The organism is Stappia indica, assembly GCF_009789575.1.
Taxonomy (GTDB): domain Bacteria; phylum Pseudomonadota; class Alphaproteobacteria; order Rhizobiales; family Stappiaceae; genus Stappia; species Stappia indica_A.
In genome coordinates this window covers 3,697,140-3,715,818 of sequence record NZ_CP046908.1, presented here as the reverse complement: position 1 = coordinate 3,715,818, position 18,679 = coordinate 3,697,140, and the positions used below count along the sequence as shown (strand labels likewise).

At 68.7% G+C, this 18,679-nt stretch carries 18 protein-coding genes; 12 read left to right on the top strand and 6 right to left on the bottom strand.

Annotated features, from left to right (window positions below; translation table 11 throughout):
• Positions 1-33: 33 nt before the first annotated feature.
• The 3 genes from GH266_RS17360 to GH266_RS17350 are packed head-to-tail and all read left to right on the top strand — an operon-like array spanning position 34 to position 3,253.
• Entirely contained in the window at positions 34-768 is a 735-nt protein-coding gene (locus GH266_RS17360; protein ID WP_158194945.1) for an SDR family NAD(P)-dependent oxidoreductase, read from the top strand.
• Positions 769-794: 26 nt separating this feature from the next.
• Positions 795-1,556: an SDR family NAD(P)-dependent oxidoreductase gene (locus GH266_RS17355; RefSeq protein WP_158194944.1), complete on the top strand. Its 762-nt coding sequence runs from the start codon at positions 795-797 to the stop codon at positions 1,554-1,556.
• Positions 1,553-3,253, top strand: coding sequence for an FAD-dependent oxidoreductase (locus GH266_RS17350; protein ID WP_158194943.1), 1,701 nt, complete (start codon positions 1,553-1,555; stop codon positions 3,251-3,253). Before GH266_RS17355 ends, GH266_RS17350 begins: the two co-directional genes overlap by 4 nt.
• Positions 3,254-3,338: 85 nt before the next feature.
• Here the strand turns inward: GH266_RS17350 and GH266_RS17345 are convergent, their stop codons facing one another.
• Genes GH266_RS17345 through fahA form a run of 3 tightly spaced genes read right to left on the bottom strand, consistent with a single transcriptional unit; the run spans position 3,339 to position 6,189 of the window.
• Positions 3,339-4,034, bottom strand: coding sequence for a fumarylacetoacetate hydrolase family protein (locus GH266_RS17345; protein WP_158194942.1), 696 nt, complete (start codon positions 4,032-4,034; stop codon positions 3,339-3,341).
• 26 nt (positions 4,035-4,060) lie between these two features.
• On the bottom strand, positions 4,061-4,912 hold the full coding sequence (locus tag GH266_RS17340; RefSeq protein WP_158194941.1) for a fumarylacetoacetate hydrolase family protein: 852 nt from the start codon (positions 4,910-4,912) through the stop codon (positions 4,061-4,063).
• Positions 4,909-6,189 carry a fumarylacetoacetase gene (gene fahA / locus GH266_RS17335; protein WP_158194940.1) on the bottom strand — a complete coding sequence of 427 codons (1,281 nt, stop codon included), beginning with the start codon at positions 6,187-6,189 and terminating at the stop codon, positions 4,909-4,911. Before fahA ends, GH266_RS17340 begins: the two co-directional genes overlap by 4 nt.
• Positions 6,190-6,448: 259 nt before the next feature.
• Between fahA and GH266_RS17330 the strand changes: the two genes are divergently transcribed.
• The 7 genes from GH266_RS17330 to GH266_RS17300 all read left to right on the top strand — a co-directional run bounded on the left by GH266_RS17330 (position 6,449) and on the right by GH266_RS17300 (position 14,170).
• On the top strand, positions 6,449-8,074 hold the full coding sequence (locus GH266_RS17330) for an ABC transporter substrate-binding protein (RefSeq protein WP_158194939.1): 1,626 nt from the start codon (positions 6,449-6,451) through the stop codon (positions 8,072-8,074).
• A 110-nt stretch (positions 8,075-8,184) separates the two neighbouring features.
• Positions 8,185-9,150, top strand: coding sequence for an ABC transporter permease (locus GH266_RS17325; RefSeq protein ID WP_158194938.1), 966 nt, complete (start codon positions 8,185-8,187; stop codon positions 9,148-9,150).
• The gene (locus GH266_RS17320; RefSeq protein ID WP_158194937.1) at positions 9,147-10,052 is read left to right on the top strand and encodes an ABC transporter permease; all 906 of its coding nucleotides are present in this window, start codon (positions 9,147-9,149) and stop codon (positions 10,050-10,052) included. The genes GH266_RS17325 and GH266_RS17320 overlap by 4 nt, the downstream gene beginning before the upstream one ends.
• Positions 10,052-11,152 carry an ABC transporter ATP-binding protein gene (locus GH266_RS17315; RefSeq protein WP_158194936.1) on the top strand — a complete coding sequence of 367 codons (1,101 nt, stop codon included), beginning with the start codon at positions 10,052-10,054 and terminating at the stop codon, positions 11,150-11,152. The genes GH266_RS17320 and GH266_RS17315 overlap by 1 nt, the downstream gene beginning before the upstream one ends.
• Positions 11,149-12,243 (top strand): ABC transporter ATP-binding protein, encoded by a 1,095-nt coding sequence (locus GH266_RS17310; protein ID WP_158194935.1) that lies wholly within the window; start codon positions 11,149-11,151, stop codon positions 12,241-12,243. Before GH266_RS17315 ends, GH266_RS17310 begins: the two co-directional genes overlap by 4 nt.
• An 18-nt stretch (positions 12,244-12,261) precedes the next feature.
• Complete coding sequence (locus GH266_RS17305) at positions 12,262-13,428, top strand: alpha/beta hydrolase (protein ID WP_158194934.1); 1,167 nt, start codon at positions 12,262-12,264, stop codon at positions 13,426-13,428.
• 22 nt (positions 13,429-13,450) lie between these two features.
• Positions 13,451-14,170 (top strand): GntR family transcriptional regulator, encoded by a 720-nt coding sequence (locus GH266_RS17300; protein WP_158194933.1) that lies wholly within the window; start codon positions 13,451-13,453, stop codon positions 14,168-14,170.
• Between the two features lie 58 nt (positions 14,171-14,228).
• Here the strand turns inward: GH266_RS17300 and GH266_RS17295 are convergent, their stop codons facing one another.
• The gene (locus GH266_RS17295) at positions 14,229-15,413 is read right to left on the bottom strand and encodes an MFS transporter (protein ID WP_158194932.1); all 1,185 of its coding nucleotides are present in this window, start codon (positions 15,411-15,413) and stop codon (positions 14,229-14,231) included.
• Between the two features lie 189 nt (positions 15,414-15,602).
• Here GH266_RS17295 and GH266_RS17290 point away from each other — a divergent pair, with 189 nt between their 5' ends.
• On the top strand, positions 15,603-16,511 hold the full coding sequence (locus GH266_RS17290) for a LysR family transcriptional regulator (RefSeq protein ID WP_158194931.1): 909 nt from the start codon (positions 15,603-15,605) through the stop codon (positions 16,509-16,511).
• 2 nt (positions 16,512-16,513) lie between these two features.
• On the opposite strand, the gene GH266_RS17285 is transcribed toward GH266_RS17290, so the two are convergent.
• Both GH266_RS17285 and GH266_RS17280 read right to left on the bottom strand, forming a co-directional pair.
• A complete protein-coding gene (locus GH266_RS17285) occupies positions 16,514-16,849 on the bottom strand; it encodes a hypothetical protein (RefSeq protein WP_158194930.1) in 336 nt (111 codons plus the stop codon).
• Between the two features lie 29 nt (positions 16,850-16,878).
• Positions 16,879-17,622 (bottom strand): sulfite exporter TauE/SafE family protein, encoded by a 744-nt coding sequence (locus GH266_RS17280; RefSeq protein ID WP_158194929.1) that lies wholly within the window; start codon positions 17,620-17,622, stop codon positions 16,879-16,881.
• Between the two features lie 87 nt (positions 17,623-17,709).
• Here GH266_RS17280 and GH266_RS17275 point away from each other — a divergent pair, with 87 nt between their 5' ends.
• Positions 17,710-18,600, top strand: a complete 891-nt coding sequence (locus GH266_RS17275) for a LysR family transcriptional regulator (protein ID WP_158194928.1) — start codon at positions 17,710-17,712, stop codon at positions 18,598-18,600.
• Positions 18,601-18,679 lie beyond the last annotated feature (79 nt).

Here is an 18,679-nt window from a genome sequence, read left to right as displayed (position 1 = left end):
CGCCTCCCCTTTCGACCTGACGGATCATTGCCAATGACACAGAACCCCATCGCCATCGTGACCGGCGGCGGCGCGGGAATTGGCGCGGCCATTTCCCGTGTCCTTGCCGAGAACGGCCATCAGGTCATCGTCGCCGATCTTGCCGCCGACAACGCGGAAGCCGTCGCCTCCGCCATCTGCGCAAACGGCGGCAGCGCCCGCGCCCATGCGCTCGACGTCACGGATGCGGCTGCCGTCGCCCGCCTTGCCGAGGAGGCCGGGGACGTGCGCCTGCTCGTCAACAATGCCGGCATCTTCAACGTGAAGGGCTTCTTCGAGCTGGCGCCCGACGACTTCCGAAAAATGTACGAGGTCAACCTCGTCGCCCTGTTCGACCTGTCCCAGAAGATCGCCGCGCGCATGCAGCCCGGCGGCGCCATCGTCAACATCGCCTCGCGCGCCATGCTCGGCGCGCGCCACTACGCCCATTACGTCGCCTCCAAGGCGGCCGTCGCCGGCCTCACCCGCGCCATGGCGCTGGATCTGGCCGAGCGCAAGATCCGCGTCAACGCGGTCGCCCCCGGCGTGATCGAGACCGACATGCTGAAGGCCCGCTCGGACACCGATCTGGACGGTCTGCGGGCGCAGCAGCCGATGGGCCAGCTCGGCGCGCCGGACGACATCGCCCATGCCGTGGCCTTCCTCGGCTCGCCGCAGGCCGGCTTCATCACGGGCCAGGTGCTGCTCGTCGACGGCGGGCGCTCGCTCGGCGGCACCACGAGCTTCTGACCATCCCTCGACCCGAGGACGGGATCATGGACACCAATCGCTTCACCGGCCGTCTGGCCATCGTCACCGGTGCCGCTTCCGGCATCGGCTTCGCCATCGCCGAGCGCCTCGCCGCGCAAGGGGCCACGGTCATCGCCGTCGACCGCGATGCGGAGGGTCTGGCCCGGCTGCCGCAGGGCATCGAGACGGTGATGGCCGACGTCACCGATCCGGCGCTGCCCGAGACGCTGTCCGCAGCGCTTGCCGGGCGCCCGCTCGCCATCCTCGTCAACAATGCCGGGGTGGGCGGCGGCGGGCGCGCCGACGAGACCAGCGCCGAGGACGTGCGGCGCTATTTCGAGATCAACGTGCTGCCGGTGTTCATGCTCAGCAAGTTCGCGGTCGGCGAGATGCGCCGCGCAGGCGGCGGTGCCATCGTCAACATCGCCTCGATCTACGCCATCGTCGGGGCGACCGGCAGCGCCGGCTACAGCACCAGCAAGGCTGCCGTCGACGGCATGACCCGCCAGATGGCGACCGACTTCGGGCCGGAGAACATCCGCGTCAACGCCGTCGCCCCCGGACTGATCGAGACGCCGCTGACCGCCGAGCGGATCCGCACGGAGACCTGGCGCAAGCATGTCTTCATCGAGCAGGCGCCGCTGCGCCGGGTCGGGACGCCTGGCGAGGTTGCCGATGCCGTCGCCTTCCTTGCCAGCGACGAGGCCGCCTTCATCACGGGCGCGACGCTTCGCGTCGACGGCGGCTGGGCCGTCGGCCGCTATCCGCGCCCGGGAGACGCCGCATGACACGCAAGGATCCGGTCCTGAAGGATGCGTACGACCTGATCGTCGTCGGCTCGGGCGCCGCCGGCATGGCCGCCGCCATCGCCGCCCGGCTTGCAGGCCTCGACGTGGCGATCCTCGAAAAGTCCGCCCATTTCGGCGGCTCGACGGCGGTCTCCGGCGGGGCGATCTGGATCCCCGACAATCCGAAGATGCGCGCCGGCGGCATGAGCGACGACAGGCAGGAGGCCTTCCGCTACATCGAGGCGGAGACCGGCAACCGGCTCAATGCCGATGTCGTACACGCCTTTCTCGACAACGGCCCGCGCATGGTCGACTTCTTCGAGAAGCACACTGCGCTGCAGTTCGACTACCGGGCCTATTCGCCCGACTATCACCCCGACACGCCGGGCGCGGCGCTCGGCGGCCGCGTGCTCGATGCCAAGGATTACGACGGCCGCCGGCTCGGCCGCTGGTTCTCGAAGCTGCGTCCTCCCATCGCCGATTTCACCGTCTTCGGCGGGCTGCTGCTGAACCGGTTCGACATCGGTCACTTCATGAAGATGACGCGCTCGCTCCCCTCCGCGATGTATGCGGCGCGTGTGATGGCCCGACACCTGCGCGACCGGCTGACCCATCCGCGCGGCACCCGTCTGGTGCTCGGGCAGGCCGTCGCCGGCCGCCTCGCCGAAAGCGTGCTGGCGCTCGACATCCCGATCTTCCTGGAGACGCCGCTTGCCGGCATCCGCCGCAGCGACGGCCGGGTCGATGGGGTGGAGGTCACCCATGGCGGCGCGACGCGCACGCTCGCTGCACGGCGCGGCGTCGTACTGGCAGCCGGCGGATTTCCGCAGAATGCGGCCCGGCGCAAGGAGGTGATGCCGCATGTCGCGGCCGGCGCCCCGCACTATTCCATGTCGCCGACGGACAGCACCGGCGACACGCTGGACCTTGCGACCAGGATCGGCGCGGCAATCACCGAAGGCAACAGCAACGCCGCGTTCTGGACGCCGGTCTCGCTGCTGCCGGGCAAGGGCGGCCCGCGCCCCTTCCCGCACCTCTTTCTCGACCGGGCAAAGCCCGGCGTCATCGCGGTCGGCCCCGACGGCCGGCGCTTTGCCAACGAGGCGATGTCCTATCACGACTTCGTCCAGGCGATGCTGTCGAGCGGCAATACCTCGGCCTGGCTGGTCTGCGATCACCGTGCGCTGCGGCGCTACGGCATGGGCGCGGTGCGCCCGTTCCCCGCGCCGTTCGGCCATCACCTGCGCTCAGGCTACCTGAAGCGCGGCCGCGATGCGGCGGAGCTCGCCCGTGCGATGAAGGTGCCGGAGGCAGCGCTTGCGCAGACCATCGCCGGCTTCAACACGGATGCGGCCGAGGGCACCGACCGTGCGTTCGGCAAGGGATCGACCGCCTACCAGACCTATCTGGGCGATGCGGAAAACGCTCCCAATCCCTGCCTGCGACCGCTCGACCAGGCGCCCCTCTATGCCATCGAGATCTTCCCCGGCGACATCGGCACCAGCATCGGCCTGTCGGCGAACGGGCGCGGCGAGGTCCTCGCCACCGACGGCACGCCGATCCCCGGCCTCTATACCTGCGGCAACGACATGAACTCGATCATGGCCGGCAGCTATCCGGGCGCCGGCATCACCCTCGGCCCGGCCCTCACCTTCGGCTATATCGTCGGCCACACGGCCGCGGGGCTGGAGCCCTGAGCTCATCGACAAGTCCCTGAAATGACTGCGGCCTGCCCCGTTGCCGAGGCAGGCCGCAGCCGTTGCGCGCAAGCTGTCCGGGCGATCAGCCGCGCGGTCCGATTGTCGTGGTCACCGGCGCCAGGCCGGAAATCTCAACACGGCAGACATCGCCCGGCACCATCGCGCCGACGCCGGCCGGCGTGCCGGTATAGACGAGATCGCCGGGGCGGATGGTCACGGACGAGGACAGCGCCGCGATGATCTCCGACACCGACCAGATCAGCAGGTCGAGCGTCGCATCCTGGCGGGTCTCGCCGTTGACCGTGAGCAGCACGCGGGTCTCGTCCGGCAGCGCCTTGCCCGGCATCGCGGTGATCTCGCCGCAGACGGCGGAACGGTCGAAGGCCTTGCTCCAGTCCCACGGACGGCCGCGGTCGCGCAGCGCGATCTGGATGTCGCGGCGCGTCAGGTCGTTGCCGGTCGCATAGCCGTAGACGTGCTCCAGCGCGCGCTCGACCGGAATGTCCGCGCCTTCCTTGCCGATGGCGATCACCAACTCGGCCTCGTGGTGGAAGTTCTCGGTCAGCGGCGGATAGGCGACCGTCTCGCCGTCCTGCACCAGCGCATCGGCCGGCTTGGTGAAGAAAAACGGCGGCTCGCGCTCCGGCTGGAAGCCCATCTCGCGAATGTGGTCGGCGTAGTTGCGGCCGACGCAGAAGATCCGGCGTACCGGAAACCGCCCAGTCTCGCCGGCGACCGGCAGGCTGCTGACCGGCGTCGGCTCGAAGATGTAATCCATGGTCTTTCCTTCCCTCGTCGTCGCGGTCAGCGGACCGCGACCGTCATGGTTCCGATGCTGCTGATGCTCGCGCGCATTTCGTCGCCGGCCTTCACCTCGCTGACGCCTTCCGGCGTGCCGGTGAACAGCAGGTCGCCCGGCATCAGGGTGTAGAAGGACGAGGCACGCTCGATCAGCGTTGCCAGGTCGCGGATGAGGTCGGACGTGCGGGCCTTCTGCCGCGTCACCCCGTTCACATGCAGCTCGAGTTCCAGCGCGGACGGGTCGGGGATCTCGTCCGCCGTCACCATCCAGGGGCCGAGCACCGAATAGCTGTCGCAGGACTTGCGCATGCTGCGCTCCTGCGTGCCGCGCACGGTCATGTCCAGCCCGATCGCATAGCCGGCGACATGGTCCAGCGCGGTCTCCCGCGACACCCGGTCGGCCTTGCGGCCGATCACCGCCACCAGCTCGACCTCATGGTCGTTGCGGACCTCCGGGAAACGGATCGTCACCGGCTCGCTCGCCCCGATCAGCGAACTCGTCGCCTTGAGGAAGAGGCCCGCCTTGTCGATCGGCATGATGTTGGTGCCGTGGTGGATGTTCGGGTCTTCCAGCGCCTCGTCGAGATGCAGGCGGTAGTTCACTGGCGCTCCGATGATCTTGCGCGGCGAGGCGACCGGCGGTAGCAGGCTCACGCTGGAAAGCGGCACGGCCGGGGTCTCGTCGGCCAGCGCCTCCATCTTGGGGCGCAGCTCATCGAGCGCGGCGATCAGCGGATCATGATCGGGCAGCGGATAGGTGTGGGCCGGCAGGTCGTCCAGCACGGCGGAGACGTCATGCACGCCGTTCCCGCGCACCACGCCAAGACGGTTTTCTCCAAAACGGCACAGTTTCATTGTCCGGTCCTCCCGACCTTTTGCGGCGCGGGCAGGATCGTTCCCTCGCACCGTCCGAATCCGATCCGCTGGCCGTTCACCTCGCCCCAGCCGGTCAGCGTCACGCTGTCGCCGTCCTCCAGGAAGACCCGCGAGCCGCCGGCGGACAGCTCCACGGAATCGCGGCCGCCCCAGGTCTGCTCCATCAGGCAGCCGAAGGCCTCCCGCTCGGGACCGGAGATGGTGCCGGATCCGAGCAGGTCGCCGGTCTGCATCCGGCAGCCGCACAGGGCGTGATGGGTCAGGAGCTGCGGCGCGCAATAGTAGAGGTGCTTCGTGTTGGTGCGCACGATGCGGCTCGGCGCCCCGCCCTCGGGCGTCAGATGCGCCTCCAGCGTCAGGTCGAAGAAATAGTCCTCCGGCTCCTGCAGATAGGGCAGCAGCGGAGTGTCGCGCTCCGGCGGGCCGCAGCGGAACGGCTCGAGCGCCGCACGGGTCACGACCCAGGGGCTGATCGAGGTGGCGAAGGCCTTGGACTGGAACGGCCCGAGCGGCTGGCCCTCCCAGCGCTGGATGTCGCGGGCCGACCAGTCGTTGAGCAGCACGAAGCCGAACAGGTGCTCCCACGCCTCGGCGACCGACAGGGTCTCGCCCATCTGCGTCGGCAGGGCCACGACGGCACCGAACTCGACCTCGATGTCCAGCCGGCGGCAGGCGGTCAGTTCGGGCATCTCGGCGCCTTCGTTCCGCACCTGGCCGAGCGGCCGGCGCACCGGCGTGCCCGAGACGACGACGGTGGACACCCGGCCGTTGTAGCCGATGGGCATATGCGGCCAGTTCGGGGTCAGCGCGTTCTGGGGACCGCGCAGGATCGAGCCCGAGTTGAAGGCGTGCTGGCGGCCGGCATAGAAATCCGTGTAGCCGGTGACGCGGAACGGCAGGTGCATGCGCACCTCGCCCATCGGCACAAGGGCCGAGGCGCGAAGCGCGGCATTGTCGCGAAGTTCCGCAGAGCCGTCCTCGGCGAGCAGGTCGGTCAGGCGGGCGCGCAGCACGGCCCAGGCCTCGGGGCCGGCCGCCATGAAGGAATTGATGCCCGGCTCGTCCAGACCCCAGCCGCCGGCCGCCTCGCCGAGCAGCCCGGATGCCGCCAGCGCGGCAAGGTCGACCACATGATCGCCGATGGCGACACCGCAGCGCGGAGCGTCGCCGCCGCGCGAAAACACCCCGTACGGCAGATTTGCCAAGGGAAAGTCTCCCGAGGGCGAGTTGGCCCCAGGTACCCATGAAGATTGCATTTTTTCCTCCCAGAAACGCCGCCCAAAGGGTGTTCACCCCCTGTCCGTCCTCCGGCTTGCGCCGGCTGGCAACGTTGTATTGCATTCACTTTTGACATTGTCGGCCGGAAATCAAGATGGAAATCATTGACAGTCGGCATTTTCGTATACACTTTTGATCGGCACCTACCGACACGAGGGGTCCGAAGCGCGCGGCAAAGCCGCATCGTTCCGGTCCCGAGGAGGAAACAAGGCAAGGTGCGTGGGAGGAAACAACGCTATGACTGCCAAGATCAGGCGGTTGGCCGCGACGCTGTCGCTGTCGACCGGTATTGCTGCGCTTTGCGCACCCGCCATGGCCCAGGATCTCGGAGAGCCGGTTCCCCAGCTCCAGATCGCCTATTACGCGGCCGACATGGGCCCGATGTACGAACAGTCCGCTCGCGTCCTGAGCGAGGAATGGGCCAAGCTCGGCCTGTCCTTCCAGATGCAGCCGGTCCAGTTCAGCAGCTTCATCTCCAACATCATGGTCGGCGGCGGCCTCGAGGACATGGCCGTCTTCACCGTCGGCGCGGACCCGGACCGCGTGGATCCGACCTACTGGCTTCACGACCTCGGCGCCTGCGGTGCCCGGCGCAACGGCGCCAAGTGGTGCGACGAAGCCTATACCGAGATGGTCAAGAAGCAGCGCGAACTGGTCAAGCAGGACGAGCGCCTGCAGCTGGTGCATGAGGCGCAGAAGTATTTCCACGACGTCGCGCCGTGGTGGCCGGCGACGAACACCGTCTACGGCATCCTGTGGAACAGCGACAAATGGGACAACGTCACCAGCCCGGCGCCGGTCGCCGCGCATGAGGGACTTGTCGACCCGTGGCTTTCGGCCAAGCCGAAGACCGACGACCGCATCCTCGACTGGGCGCATTACGAGGACGTCACCACCTACAACCCGATGGCCGAAGAAGGTGCCGTGGGCTGGGTGCGCTTCATCTTCGACACGTTCGCCAAGAACAACTCCAAGGGCGAGACCGTGCCGTGGGCCGCGGCCGCATGGGAATTCACCGATCCGCAGACGGTGAAGGTCACCTTGCGCGAAGGCATGAAGTTCCACGACGGCGAAGCCGTCACCGCGGACGATGCCGTCTTCACGATCAACACCGTGGTCGAGCTGCAGCCGCCGGCAATGTCCTCGCGCATCGCCAACCTGGCCGGTGCGGAGAAGGTCGACGACCTCACCTTCAACGTGAAGCTGAAGGCTCCGGACGCGTCCTTCGTGACGACCGTCCTCACCTACCTGTTCATCCTGCCCGAGCATCACTGGGCGAACTATGACGGCGACAAGGTCGCCCGCGACGTCGTCGCCGACGGTGCGGTGATCGGGTCCGGCCCCTTCAAGTTCAAGAGCTGGCGCGTCAACGAGACGCATGAGCTCGAGACGAACACCGAGCACTTCCATGCCGCCGAATATGACGGCGTGCGCCGTCTGGCGCTCGGCCAGGCGGACGCGATCCGCTCGGCCATGCTGTCCGGCACCGGCGACATCGCCAGCATGGTGCTGCCGGTTGCCGCGATGAGCGACCTTGCCGCGCAGAACGACCATCTCGACTTCCTCGAGATCCCCTCGCACGGCTCCATGCTCGTCTGGCTGAACAACCAGAAGGCTCCGTTCACCGACCCTGCGTTCCGCAAGGCGCTGCGCGCGGCCACCGCCAAGCAGCGGGCCGCGATCGAAGGCTGGCTCGGCTTCGCCGTCCCGGCCGGCGAGGGCCCGGTGCCGGTCCAGCTCGGCATGTGGCACAACTCCGAGCTGCCGCAGGTTCCCTTCGACGTCGACGCCGCCCGCAAGATCCTCGAAGAGGCGGGCTACGGCTGGGACGGACAGGGCCGCCTGCACTTCCCCAAGAAGTAAGCCATCCCGGACCGGGGCGTTCCGCGCCCCGGCTCCCCGACGGACCTGACCACCCCGCCGCGCATCGTCGCGGCGGGGAGCGGTCCCGCACAAGCCAGCCCGAGTGAGCCATGCGCGCCTATATCCTTCGACGTCTCGCCCAGAGCGTGCTCGTCGTATGGGCCGTCACGACGATCATGTTCTTCATGTTCCGCGTGATGCCCGCCGACCCGACCGCGATCCTGCTTGAACGCGGTCTGACCGACGAGGCGCGCCAGGCGCTGCTGGAACAATGGGGCCTGACCGGCTCCATGTGGGACCAGTATCTGGCCTATCTCGGCAACCTCATCCAGGGCGATTTCGGCTCCTCCTTCTTCTACCGCAAGCCGGTATGGGAGGTGCTGTGGCCGCTGATCGTCAACACGCTGTGGATCGCCGTCCCCGGTCTGCTGCTGGGCGCGGCCATCGGCGCCGCCATCGGCACGGCCGTCGGCTGGGCCCGGCGCGGCGGCAAGCTGGAGCGCTCCGGCATCTTCCTTGCCACGGTCATCCGCGGCGTGCCGAACTTCGTCATCGGCATCGCGCTGCTGACCGTGTTTTCCTCGACGCTCGGCTGGTTTCCCGGCTTCGGCATGGGCGATCCGGGCGAGACGACGGGCTTTGCCCGCTACCTCACACTCGACTTCCTGCACCATCTGGCGCTGCCGCTGATCGCGGTCATCATCTACTTCATGCCCGAGAACCTGCTGTTGATGCGCTCGGGCGTCGTGGAGAACCGGACGGAGGACTATATCGAGCTGGTCCGCGCCAAGGGCGTGCCGCAGCGCCGCGTCGCCTGGCATGCCGCGCGCAACTCGATGCTGCCGCTGATCACCTGGCTGTTCCCGGCACTGGCCGAGACCATCGCCGGCATCGTGGTGATCGAGATCGTCTTCTCCTGGCCGGGCGTCGGCCGCGAGCTGGTGCTCGCCGTGACCCGCCAGGACTACCCGCTTGCGCAGGCGGCCTTCTTCCTTCTCGCCGTGATGATCGTGCTGGCCAACCTCGCCGCCGACCTCGTCTACGGCAAGCTCGATCCCAGGGTTGTCTACAAATGACGCAAGTTCCCGATCAGGGCGCCATTCGAGGGCGCAGCCTCTTCAGTTCAGTGCGCGACTCGTTCCGCCTGCTGATGGAAGACAATTTCGCGGTCGTGGGCGTGGCGATCCTCGCGATCTTCATCCTGCTGGCCATCATCGGCCCCTGGCTCGCCCCTTACGAGCCGTTCAAGGCGATGATGACGGAGACCGGACGGCTCAACCGCCTGTCGCCGCCCAACGCAACCCATCTGCTCGGCACCACCGCCTTCGGCAACGATGTGCTCAGCCAGTTCCTGCACGGCTTCCGGGTGGCGCTGATCGTCGGCCTGGTCGCGGCCGTCGCCGTCGGCTTCATCTCTACGGTCTTCGGCGTGCTGTCGGGCTATTTCGGCGGCTATGTCGACGACTTCCTGATGCGCCTCACCGACATCGCGCTGTCGATCCCGACCCTGCCCTTCGCCATCGTCGCGGTGGCGTTGCTGGGGCCGAGCATCGAGAACATCATCCTGGTCATCACCATCCTGTTCTGGCGCAACGGCGCGCGCATCATCCGCTCCGCCGTCCTGACGGAGCGCGAGCGCGTCTACGTGAAATGGGCACGCGCCGCCGGCGCCTCGCACTTCCACATCATCATGCGGCACATCCTGCCGAACATCGTGCGCATCGTCTTCCTGTGGGTGACGATGTCGGTCGCCTTCGCGATCCTGACGGAGGCGAGCCTCTCCTTTCTCGGCCTCGGCGACCCGACCGTGGTGAGCTGGGGCCAGATGCTGAACACCGCCTTCAGCAGCGGCAACCTGCGCACCGCCTGGTGGTGGGTGGTCCCGCCCTCGCTGGCGCTGGTGCTGCTCGTCTCCTCGCTCTACCTCATCGGCCGCGCCTATGAGGAACAGACCAACCCGCGACTGAGGAGGCGCTGATGGCACCCGCCAGAACACGCTCCCCCGCCCTTGCGCGGGATCTCGCCCGGCTCGACGAGCGGCTGTCGGCAAAGCCGGCCGCCCATCTGAAGGTCGACGGCCTGTCCATCGGCTACTCGACCCTGCGCGGACGCTTCCACGCGGTCGAGGACGTCAGCTTCGAGGTGCGCGCCGGCACCAATCTCGGCCTGGTCGGCGAGAGCGGCTGCGGCAAGAGCACCGTGGTCAAGGCACTGATGGGCCTGCTGCCCGAGTTCACCGGCATTTCCGGCGAGGCGCTGCTCGACGGCGAGAACATCCTCGGCCTGTCGGACGCGCAGCTCGAGCCGATCCGCTGGAACCGCATCTCGCTCATCACCCAGAGCGCGATGAACTCGCTCGATCCCGTCTATTGCATCGGCGACCAGATCTGCGAGGCGATCCTCGCGCATGAGAAGGTCGGCAAGGCGGTCGCCTGGGCGCGGGCGGAGGAGATGTTCGCCCTGGTCGGCCTGCCGGCGGAGCGGCTCTACGAGTTCCCGCACCAGTTCTCCGGCGGCATGCGCCAGCGCGCGGTCATCGCCATGGCGCTGGCGCTCAACGCCGGCATGCTGCTGGCCGACGAGCCGACCACCGCGCTCGACCCGATCATGCAGTCGCAGATCATGTCGCGCATCCGCGGCATCCACGAGCACATGCGCCGCTCGATGATCCTCGTCACCCACGACATCGCCGTGGTGGCGGAGACCTGCGAGACGGTGGTGGTGATGTACGCGGGCAAGGTCGCGGAGAGCGGGCCGACGGCCGATGTGCTGGAGCGCCCCTTGCACCCCTACACGATGGGCCTGCAGAACGCCTTTCCGCGCCTGCCGGTGCGCGGCCAGCCGCGCCAGCCGCTGATCTCGATCCCCGGCACCGTGCCGAACCTGCTGCTGCCGCCCTCGGGTTGCCGCTTCGCCAGCCGCTGCCCCTTCGCGACCGACCTCTGCCGCACCACGGTGCCTGAGGTCCGCACCGTCGGCGCCCAGTCGGCGGCCTGCCACTACACCGAGCGCGCGGACGAGTTCCGCGCGGCGGCCGCCCGGCCCGAAACCTGGCGCAACATGAGGGTAGGCGCATGACCGACACCACCGCCACTCGCCCGGTCATCGAGGCCCGCGATCTCAAGACCCATTTCCAGGGTCGCACCGGCATCTTCACCGCGCTGGCCGGCGTCACGCCGCCGGTCGCCCGCGCCCTCGACGGCGTCGACATTTCCATCCGTGAGAAGGAGATCGTCGGCCTGGTCGGTGAATCGGGCTGCGGCAAGTCCACGCTCGGCATGTCCCTGGTGCGCATGTACCAGCCGACCTCCGGCAGCATCACCTTCCGCGATGACGACATCACCCATGTCGAGGGGCGCAAGCTGAAGGACTACCGCCGACAGGCGCAGATCATCTTCCAGGATCCCTACAGCTCGCTCAATCCGCGCCTGACCATCGGCCAGATCATCGAGGAGCCGCTCGTCATCCACGGCATCGGCTCGGCGGCGGAACGCCGCGCCAAGGTCGAGCGGGCGCTCGATCTGGTGCGCATCCCGGCAGCGGAAAACATCCACCGCTTCCCCAGCGATCTGTCGGGCGGCCAGCGCCAGCGCATCGCCATCGCCCGCGCGCTGGTGCTGGAACCGCGCTTCATCGTCGCCGACGAGCCGGTGTCGATGCTGGACGTGTCGATCCAGGCGAGCGTGCTGGAACTGCTCGACGAGTTGTCGCGCGAACTCGGCCTTGCCGTGCTCTACATCTCCCACGACATCGCCACCGTCGGCTACATCTGCAAGCATGTGGCGGTGATGTATCTCGGCCGCATCGTCGAGGAAGGCCGGGCCGAGGACATCCTGGCCCAGCCGCTGCACCCCTATACCCAGCGGCTGATGGCGGCGATCCCGCGCATGGACCCCGCCGAGGCGCCCGAGCGCGTGGAGCTGCGCGGCGACGTGCCCTCGCCGATGAACGTGCCGCCGGGCTGCCGCTTCTCCTCCCGCTGCCCCTATGCGACCGAGCTGTGCCGTGCGGTGGAGCCGGATCTCACCGACCAGCCGGGCGGCCAGCGGGTGCGCTGCCATATCCACGACGACAGCGCCGCCAGGGCAAGGCCGGAGCTGGAGCGCCCGCAGGCCGGCCGCATCACCGAAACGGAAGATGCCGGACTGCTGGCGCAGACCGCCGGCTGAGCGACAGGACACGATCCGATGAGCGACCTCGTCTTCGACTGGAAACACATCGCCTTCACGGCGAAACAGGCCTTCACGGAGACCTACGGCTTCAACGGCTCGCAGGGCATGACCCATCTGGAAGGCGTGCTGATCCGCCCGGCAGGCCGCCCCTCGCGGACGTTGCTGGTCTTCATGCACCCCTCCTCCACCTTGCAGCTGCTGCCGCTGCCGCGGGCGATGGCCGAACTCGGCTACCATGTCCTGTGCGCCGGCAGCCGCTACCAGCGCAACGACACCGCGCTGATCATGGAGAACGTGCTGCTCGACCTCGGCGCCTATATCCGCGCGGCCAGGGAGGACTGGGGCTATGAGCGCATCGTCCTGTGCGGATGGAGCGGCGGCGGGTCGCTGACCATGCTCTACCAGTCGCAGGCCGAGCGGCCGACCATCACCCAGACGCCCGCCGGCGATCCGGTCGATGTGGCCGGCGCCGGACTGATCCCGGCCGATGCGGTGCTCAGCCTTGCCGCCCATGCCTCGCGCGCGGTGCTGCTGCAGGAATGGCTCGACCCGTCGATGCGCAACGAGGCCGATCCCGACGACCGCGACCCGGAGCTCGATCTCTACCGGCCCGGCTACGAGGCACGGACCGAGCCCTATTCGCCGCAGTTCGTCGCCCGCTTCCGGGCCGCCCAGGCCGCGCGCATGGAGCGCATCACCAACGGCGTGCTGGAGCGGCTGGAGGATCTGCGCCGGCGCGGCGGCAAGGAGATGGAGCGCGCCTTCGTCACCTACCGCACCATGGCCGACCCGCGCTTCCTCGATCCGACGCTGGAGCCGAACGGCCGCAAGCCGGGCTGGAGCTATCTCGGCCATCCGGAAACGGTCAACAGCGGCCCGGCGGGCCTCGGCCGGTTCTCCACCCTGCGCAGCTGGCTGTCGCAGTGGTCGCCCGCCCATTCGCGCGCCAACTCGCTGATCACCGCGCGCGATGTCAGCGTGCCGTTCCTTGCCATCGAATGCGGCGCGGACGATGCCGTGCCGCAGCCGCACACGGCTGCGGTCTTTTCCGCCGTCGGCTCCGCCGACCGCGAGATGAGGCTCGTCGAGGGCGCCAATCATTACTTCGTCAATCAGCCCGAAAGGCTTGCCAGCGCAGCTGGCATCGTGTCGGAATGGCTGAAGACGCGAGGTTACGACTAGTCTCAACCGGATCGGAACGGCCATGGCGGGCGATATCTACGACAGGATCAGGGCGCTGATCGCCTCCGGGGCCTATCTCGGCGGCGATGTCCTGCCCGAAAGCGAGCTCGCCGCTCGCCTCGGCGTCAGCCGCACGCCGATACGCGAAGCAATGCGCCGCCTGCAGGCGGAGGGCGTGATCCGGCGCGAGGCCTATCGCCGTGCCGTGGTCGTCGATGTCGACCCCAACGAGGTCATCCACATCTTCACCGCCCGCGCCTCGCTGGAGCCGATCGCCGTCGGCATGGCCGCGCGCCACAGCGACGACGCCTTCCTGAAGGAGTTGCGGGAGCTTCACGAGGCGATGGACGAGGCGATCCACGAGAGCGAGCCGGACCGGCGGCTCTACCGCGACCTCAATGCCCGGTTCCACCGGGTGATCTGGGCGCAGGGCGGCAATGCCTTCTTCGCCGAACTGGTCAACCTGGTGGCCCGCAAGCCGGTGGTCAGTCCGACCTTCAACAGCTGGACGCGGGCCGAGCTGATGCGCAGCAACCGCCAGCACGGCGATCTGGTGGAAGCGCTGTCGGCGGCCGATGCGGAATGGGCGGAAGCTGCGATGCGCGCCCATCTTCTGTCCTCGCGCGCCACCTATCGCCGGATCAGCGCCGACACGCCTGAAGCGGCGCCGCGCAAGCAGGACTGGATGTTCCCCGATCCAGGCACCGCGGAAATCAAGCCCGAACCCGTCTCGGTGCGCTGAGCGCGGACAGGCCGCGGCCGGACCGGAACACCCGGCCCGGCCGCGCGCCTCGTCATCTTCAGGCGGCGCAGGCGAGCGCGGCCGTCCGGCGCCTGCCGACCCAGACCAGCCCCAGCGCCGAGGCTGCCAGCAGCCCGCCGGCAACCGGCACGGCGGCATAGCCGAGATCGAGGCTGATCACCGCCCCGCCGACGGCTGCGCCGATGGCATTGCCGAGATTGAACGCACCGATATTGATCGACGAGGCAAGGCCCGGCGCATCGGCTGCGGCCTGCATCACCCGCATCTGCACCGGCGGCACGATGGCGAAGGCCGCCGCACCCCAGGCCAGCAAGGTGACCGCCGCCACGCTCTGGCTGCCGAGCAGAACCGGCATTGCCAGCATGATCGCGGCCAGCGCACCGAGGAAGATCGCCGTCGCCCCGTCCAGCGACCAGTCGGCGACGCGCCCGCCCAGCCAGTTGCCGATGGTGAAGCCGAGCCCGACCAGCACCAGGGCAAGGGTCAGGAAGGTGGCCGAGGCCCCGGTCAGCACATCGAGCAGCGGCGCAACGTAAGTATAGAGCGTGAACATGGCGCTGGAGCCGAGCACGGTGGTCAGCAGCGCAATCAGCACCGGCGGCTGCACCAGTACCCGCGCCTCGCGCGCCACATCGGGACGCTGGCCCGGCGCCCCCTTCGGCAGGGCGAGCCACAGCGCGGCGATGGTGACGAGGCCGAGGACAGCGGTGCCCGCAAAGGCCTCCCGCCAGCCGATCTGCTGGCCGATCCAGGTCGCCAGCGGCACGCCGCCGACATTGGCGATCGTCAGGCCCATGAACATCGTCGCGACGGCGCTTGCCTGGCGCTCGCGCGGCACGACGCTGGCCGCCACCACCGCACCGAGGCCGAAGAAGGCGCCATGGTTGAGGCTGGTGACCACGCGCGAGGCCAGCAGCGTCCAGTAGTCGGGCGACAGCGCCGACAGGACGTTGCCGAGCGTGAAGATGGCCATCAGGCACATCAGCGCCGTGCGCTTGCCGAAGCGGGCGAACAGCAGCGTCATCACCGGCGCGCCGGCCATCACGCCGATGGCATAGGCGCTCACCAGCAGGCCGGCGGTGGGAATGGAGACATCCACCCCGTCGGCGATCACCGGCAGCAGGCCCATGGGAGAAAATTCGGTCGTACCGATGCCGAAGGCGCCGATCGCCAGCGCCAGCAACGGCCAGCGCGAGCTGCGCTGGTCGGGAAGTGCGGTCATTGTCCTGTCCTCATGCGGGAAGCGGCCGGCACCGCCACCCAGGGCATGCGCTCGGCCGGGATCGCGGCAGCAAAGCCGACCCGATCCGTTCCTCGTTTTCATGGGCGAAGACATACGGCGCTCGAAAGCGCTTGATAATCGGCCCGAATGGCACATGATCCGTGAACTTTTTTCACAGATGAGGCCGCCATGGACAATCGCGTCGGCGAAATGCAGGTCTTCCTGCGGGTGGTGGAGAACGGCAGCTTCTCCGCCGCCGCCCGGCAGATGCAGATGACCCCGTCGACGGTTTCCAAGCTGATCGGCCGCATCGAGGCGCGGCTCGGCGTGCGCCTGCTGGAACGCTCGACCCGGCATCTGTCGCTGACGGCGGAAGGGCGCGCCTATTACGAGCGCAGCCAGGCGCTGCTGGCGGACCTGGAGGAGATCGAGCGCGAGCTGACGCAGGGCTCGGCAAGTCCCGGCGGCACCATTCGGGTCAGCGCGTCGGTCGGCTTCGGCATCGTTGCGCTGGAGCCTTTGCTGCCGGCCTTCTGGGCGGAATATCCCAATGTGGTGGTCGACCTCTCCCTGTCGGACGAGATCGTCGACCTTTATCTCGACCGCACCGACGTCGCCTTCCGCGTCGGCGCGCTGGCCAGTTCCAGCCTGACCGCCCGCAAGCTCGGCACCGCGCCGCGCAAGATCATCGCCTCGCCCGCCTATCTGGCGCGCCATGGCGTGCCGAGGACCATCGAGGATCTTGCCCGGCACAATTGCATCGGCTTCAACTTCCGCCGCTCGGCGCCGGTCTGGCCGCTACGCGAGGGCGGGCGCATGGTCGAGCGGAGCGTTGCCGGCACCTTGCTGGTCAACAATGGCGAGACCGTCCGCCGGATGGCGCTTGCCGGCGTCGGCCTGGGGCGGATGGGCGAGTTCCATGTGCGCGAGGACCTGAAGTCCGGGGCGCTGGTCGAGGTTCTGGCCGATGCGGTGGAAGGCGACACGGAGGACATCCACGCCCTGTTCCTCGGCGGCGACCGGCTGCCCCACCGCCTGCGCGCCTTTCTCGACTTCATGACGCCGCGCCTGCGCGCTTTCCTGGCCGAGGCGCGCTGATCTCACCCGGCGCTTTGCCCCTGCAAGGGCAGCAGCACGATCCGCACGTCCGTGGCCGTCAGGCCGAACCCCTCGACGGCGGCCAGCACGGCGCGGCGAAGCTCGGCCTCCTCCGCCTCCCGCCCGCCGGCCGCACAGGCGATCTCGATCCGGGTAAAGGCGGAGCGGCCGGGCGCGGGCGAGGCAAAGCAGTCCTCGTCATATTCCAGAAGCCGGATCACCGGCCCTGCTGCTCCCGGCGGCAGGACGGCCGAGACCGCACCATGCACGCTGTCGAGAAAGGTCGCGCGATCCGTCCCGAGCCAGCCTCGCCGGGTTTCGATCAGGATATCCGCCATCCCGTCCCTCCCCGCCCCCGGACGACGCGTCAGACGAGCAGCGGCTGGAAGGTCAGCCAGACGCCGAGCACGAACAGGCCGCCGAGAAAGGCCCTGCGGAAGGTGGCCACCGGCATGCGCCGGCGTGCGGCCTGGCCGAGATACATGCCGGTGCAGGCCGCGACCAGCGCCAGCGGCGCAAGCGGCATCATCGCGCTCGAGACCACGCCGCTCGCGGCGATGTTAACTGCAAGCGCTGCCGTCGAGACGACGAAGAACAGGCCCAGCGCCTGCACCAGGCGGGTCTTTTCCAGCCCGAGCGCCTGCATGTAGGGCACGGCGGGAATGACGAAGACGCCGGTCGTCGCATTGAGCAGGCCCGTGAGGATCCCGACCACGAGGCTGGTGACCCGCTCGTGCCGGCGCGGCACCGTCAGCTTCACCGAGGCCAGCGTCACCAGCGCGTACAGGCAGACGACCACGCCGAGCACCGAGGTGCCGTAGCGCCCCGCCGCCCCTTCCATCCAGCCCATGCCCGACCAGGTGCCGATGCACAGGCCGATCAGCATCGGCCACAGCTTCTTCGCCAGTTCCCGCAGCGCCCCGCCCTGCAGCATCTGCCAGATATTGGTGACGAAGGACGGCAGCAGCATGATCGCGGCCGCCTGGGTGGGCGGCATCACCATTGCCAGCAACCCGATGGAGATCGTCGGCAGGCCGAAGCCGACGACGCCCTTGGCAAAGCCGGCAAGCGCAAAGGCGGCGGCCACAAGCAGGAGAAGCGAGACTGTCATGGGGCGAACCTGCGCCAAACGCGACAGGCTCGCAATGCGGAGGTTTCAAAGTTAGGCTTTGGCAAATCCATAAGCTGGGGATGACCCATGCGGTTCGATCTGGTCGACCTTCGCCTGTTCCTCAATGTGGTTGCCGCCGGCAGCATCACCCATGGCGCCGAACTGTCGAACCTGACGGTCGGCTCGGCCAGCGCCCGCATCCGCGCCATGGAGGAAACGCTCGGCGCGCCGCTGCTCGTCCGCCAGCGCCACGGCGTGATCCCGGCGCCGGCCGGCGAGTGCCTTGCCGGGCATGCGCGGCTGATCCTGCGCCAGGCGGAGGCGATGCGCAGCGAGCTCGCCCCCTTCGCCCGCGGGCTGACCGGCACGCTGCGGCTCGTCTCCAACACCGCCGCCCTGAGCGAGCACCTGCCGGAGCTGCTTGCCGGTTTCCTGCGCGCCAATCCGTCGATCAGCATCGAGGTGGAGGAGATGGAGAGCGCGGCCATCGGCGCTGCGATTTCCGCAGGCGACGCGGATATCGGCATCGCCTCGGCATCCGAGCTTCCCGAAGCCCTGGAAAAGCTCCCCTTTCGCGAGGACCGGCTGGTCGTCGCCGTGCCGAGGGCCGAGGCGCGAGAGGGCGCCCCGCTCGCCTTTGCCGACATCGTCGAGCGCCCCTTCATCTGCCTGGCGCGCGGCAGCGCCCTGCAGCGGCACATCGCCAGCCAGGCGGCACGCATCGGCCGGACGCTGAAGGTACGCGCCCGCGTCACCAGCTTCGACGCCATGTGCCAGATGGTCGGCGCGGGTGCAGGCATCGCCATCCTGCCCGAGGCCGCCGCCCGCCGGCACGGCGCCACCGCCGACATCGCGACGATACCGCTCGCCGACAGCTGGGCCCGGCGCGACCTCGCCATCTGCATCAGCGCCACGAGCCGGCTTCCCGATGCGGCGCGGCGCCTCGCCGAACATCTGTGCGCGCAGGACCGGCGTTGACTTTCCACCGGCAAGGGCCGAGTGAACGGGCACCGACACGAATACGCTGTGTCCGTGCCTTGCATTTGACCTTATCGGC

Excerpts from the sequence above, each read along its gene's own strand:
- GH266_RS17285 (WP_158194930.1), bottom strand. The coding sequence starts at position 16,849 with ATGGCGGATATCCTGATCGAAACCCGGCGAGGCTGGCTCGGGACGGAT.
- GH266_RS17330 (WP_158194939.1), top strand. The coding sequence starts at position 6,449 with ATGACTGCCAAGATCAGGCGGTTGGCCGCGACGCTGTCGCTGTCGACC.
- GH266_RS17320 (WP_158194937.1), top strand. The coding sequence starts at position 9,147 with ATGACGCAAGTTCCCGATCAGGGCGCCATTCGAGGGCGCAGCCTCTTC.
- GH266_RS17355 (WP_158194944.1), top strand. The coding sequence starts at position 795 with ATGGACACCAATCGCTTCACCGGCCGTCTGGCCATCGTCACCGGTGCC.
- GH266_RS17315 (WP_158194936.1), top strand. The coding sequence starts at position 10,052 with ATGGCACCCGCCAGAACACGCTCCCCCGCCCTTGCGCGGGATCTCGCC.
- GH266_RS17350 (WP_158194943.1), top strand. The coding sequence starts at position 1,553 with ATGACACGCAAGGATCCGGTCCTGAAGGATGCGTACGACCTGATCGTC.
- fahA (WP_158194940.1), bottom strand. The coding sequence starts at position 6,189 with ATGCAATCTTCATGGGTACCTGGGGCCAACTCGCCCTCGGGAGACTTT.
- GH266_RS17340 (WP_158194941.1), bottom strand. The coding sequence starts at position 4,912 with ATGAAACTGTGCCGTTTTGGAGAAAACCGTCTTGGCGTGGTGCGCGGG.
- GH266_RS17280 (WP_158194929.1), bottom strand. The coding sequence starts at position 17,622 with ATGACAGTCTCGCTTCTCCTGCTTGTGGCCGCCGCCTTTGCGCTTGCC.
- GH266_RS17300 (WP_158194933.1), top strand. The coding sequence starts at position 13,451 with ATGGCGGGCGATATCTACGACAGGATCAGGGCGCTGATCGCCTCCGGG.
- GH266_RS17325 (WP_158194938.1), top strand. The coding sequence starts at position 8,185 with ATGCGCGCCTATATCCTTCGACGTCTCGCCCAGAGCGTGCTCGTCGTA.
- GH266_RS17360 (WP_158194945.1), top strand. The coding sequence starts at position 34 with ATGACACAGAACCCCATCGCCATCGTGACCGGCGGCGGCGCGGGAATT.
- GH266_RS17290 (WP_158194931.1), top strand. The coding sequence starts at position 15,603 with ATGGACAATCGCGTCGGCGAAATGCAGGTCTTCCTGCGGGTGGTGGAG.
- GH266_RS17345 (WP_158194942.1), bottom strand. The coding sequence starts at position 4,034 with ATGGATTACATCTTCGAGCCGACGCCGGTCAGCAGCCTGCCGGTCGCC.
- GH266_RS17305 (WP_158194934.1), top strand. The coding sequence starts at position 12,262 with ATGAGCGACCTCGTCTTCGACTGGAAACACATCGCCTTCACGGCGAAA.
- GH266_RS17275 (WP_158194928.1), top strand. The coding sequence starts at position 17,710 with ATGCGGTTCGATCTGGTCGACCTTCGCCTGTTCCTCAATGTGGTTGCC.
- GH266_RS17310 (WP_158194935.1), top strand. The coding sequence starts at position 11,149 with ATGACCGACACCACCGCCACTCGCCCGGTCATCGAGGCCCGCGATCTC.
- GH266_RS17295 (WP_158194932.1), bottom strand. The coding sequence starts at position 15,413 with ATGACCGCACTTCCCGACCAGCGCAGCTCGCGCTGGCCGTTGCTGGCG.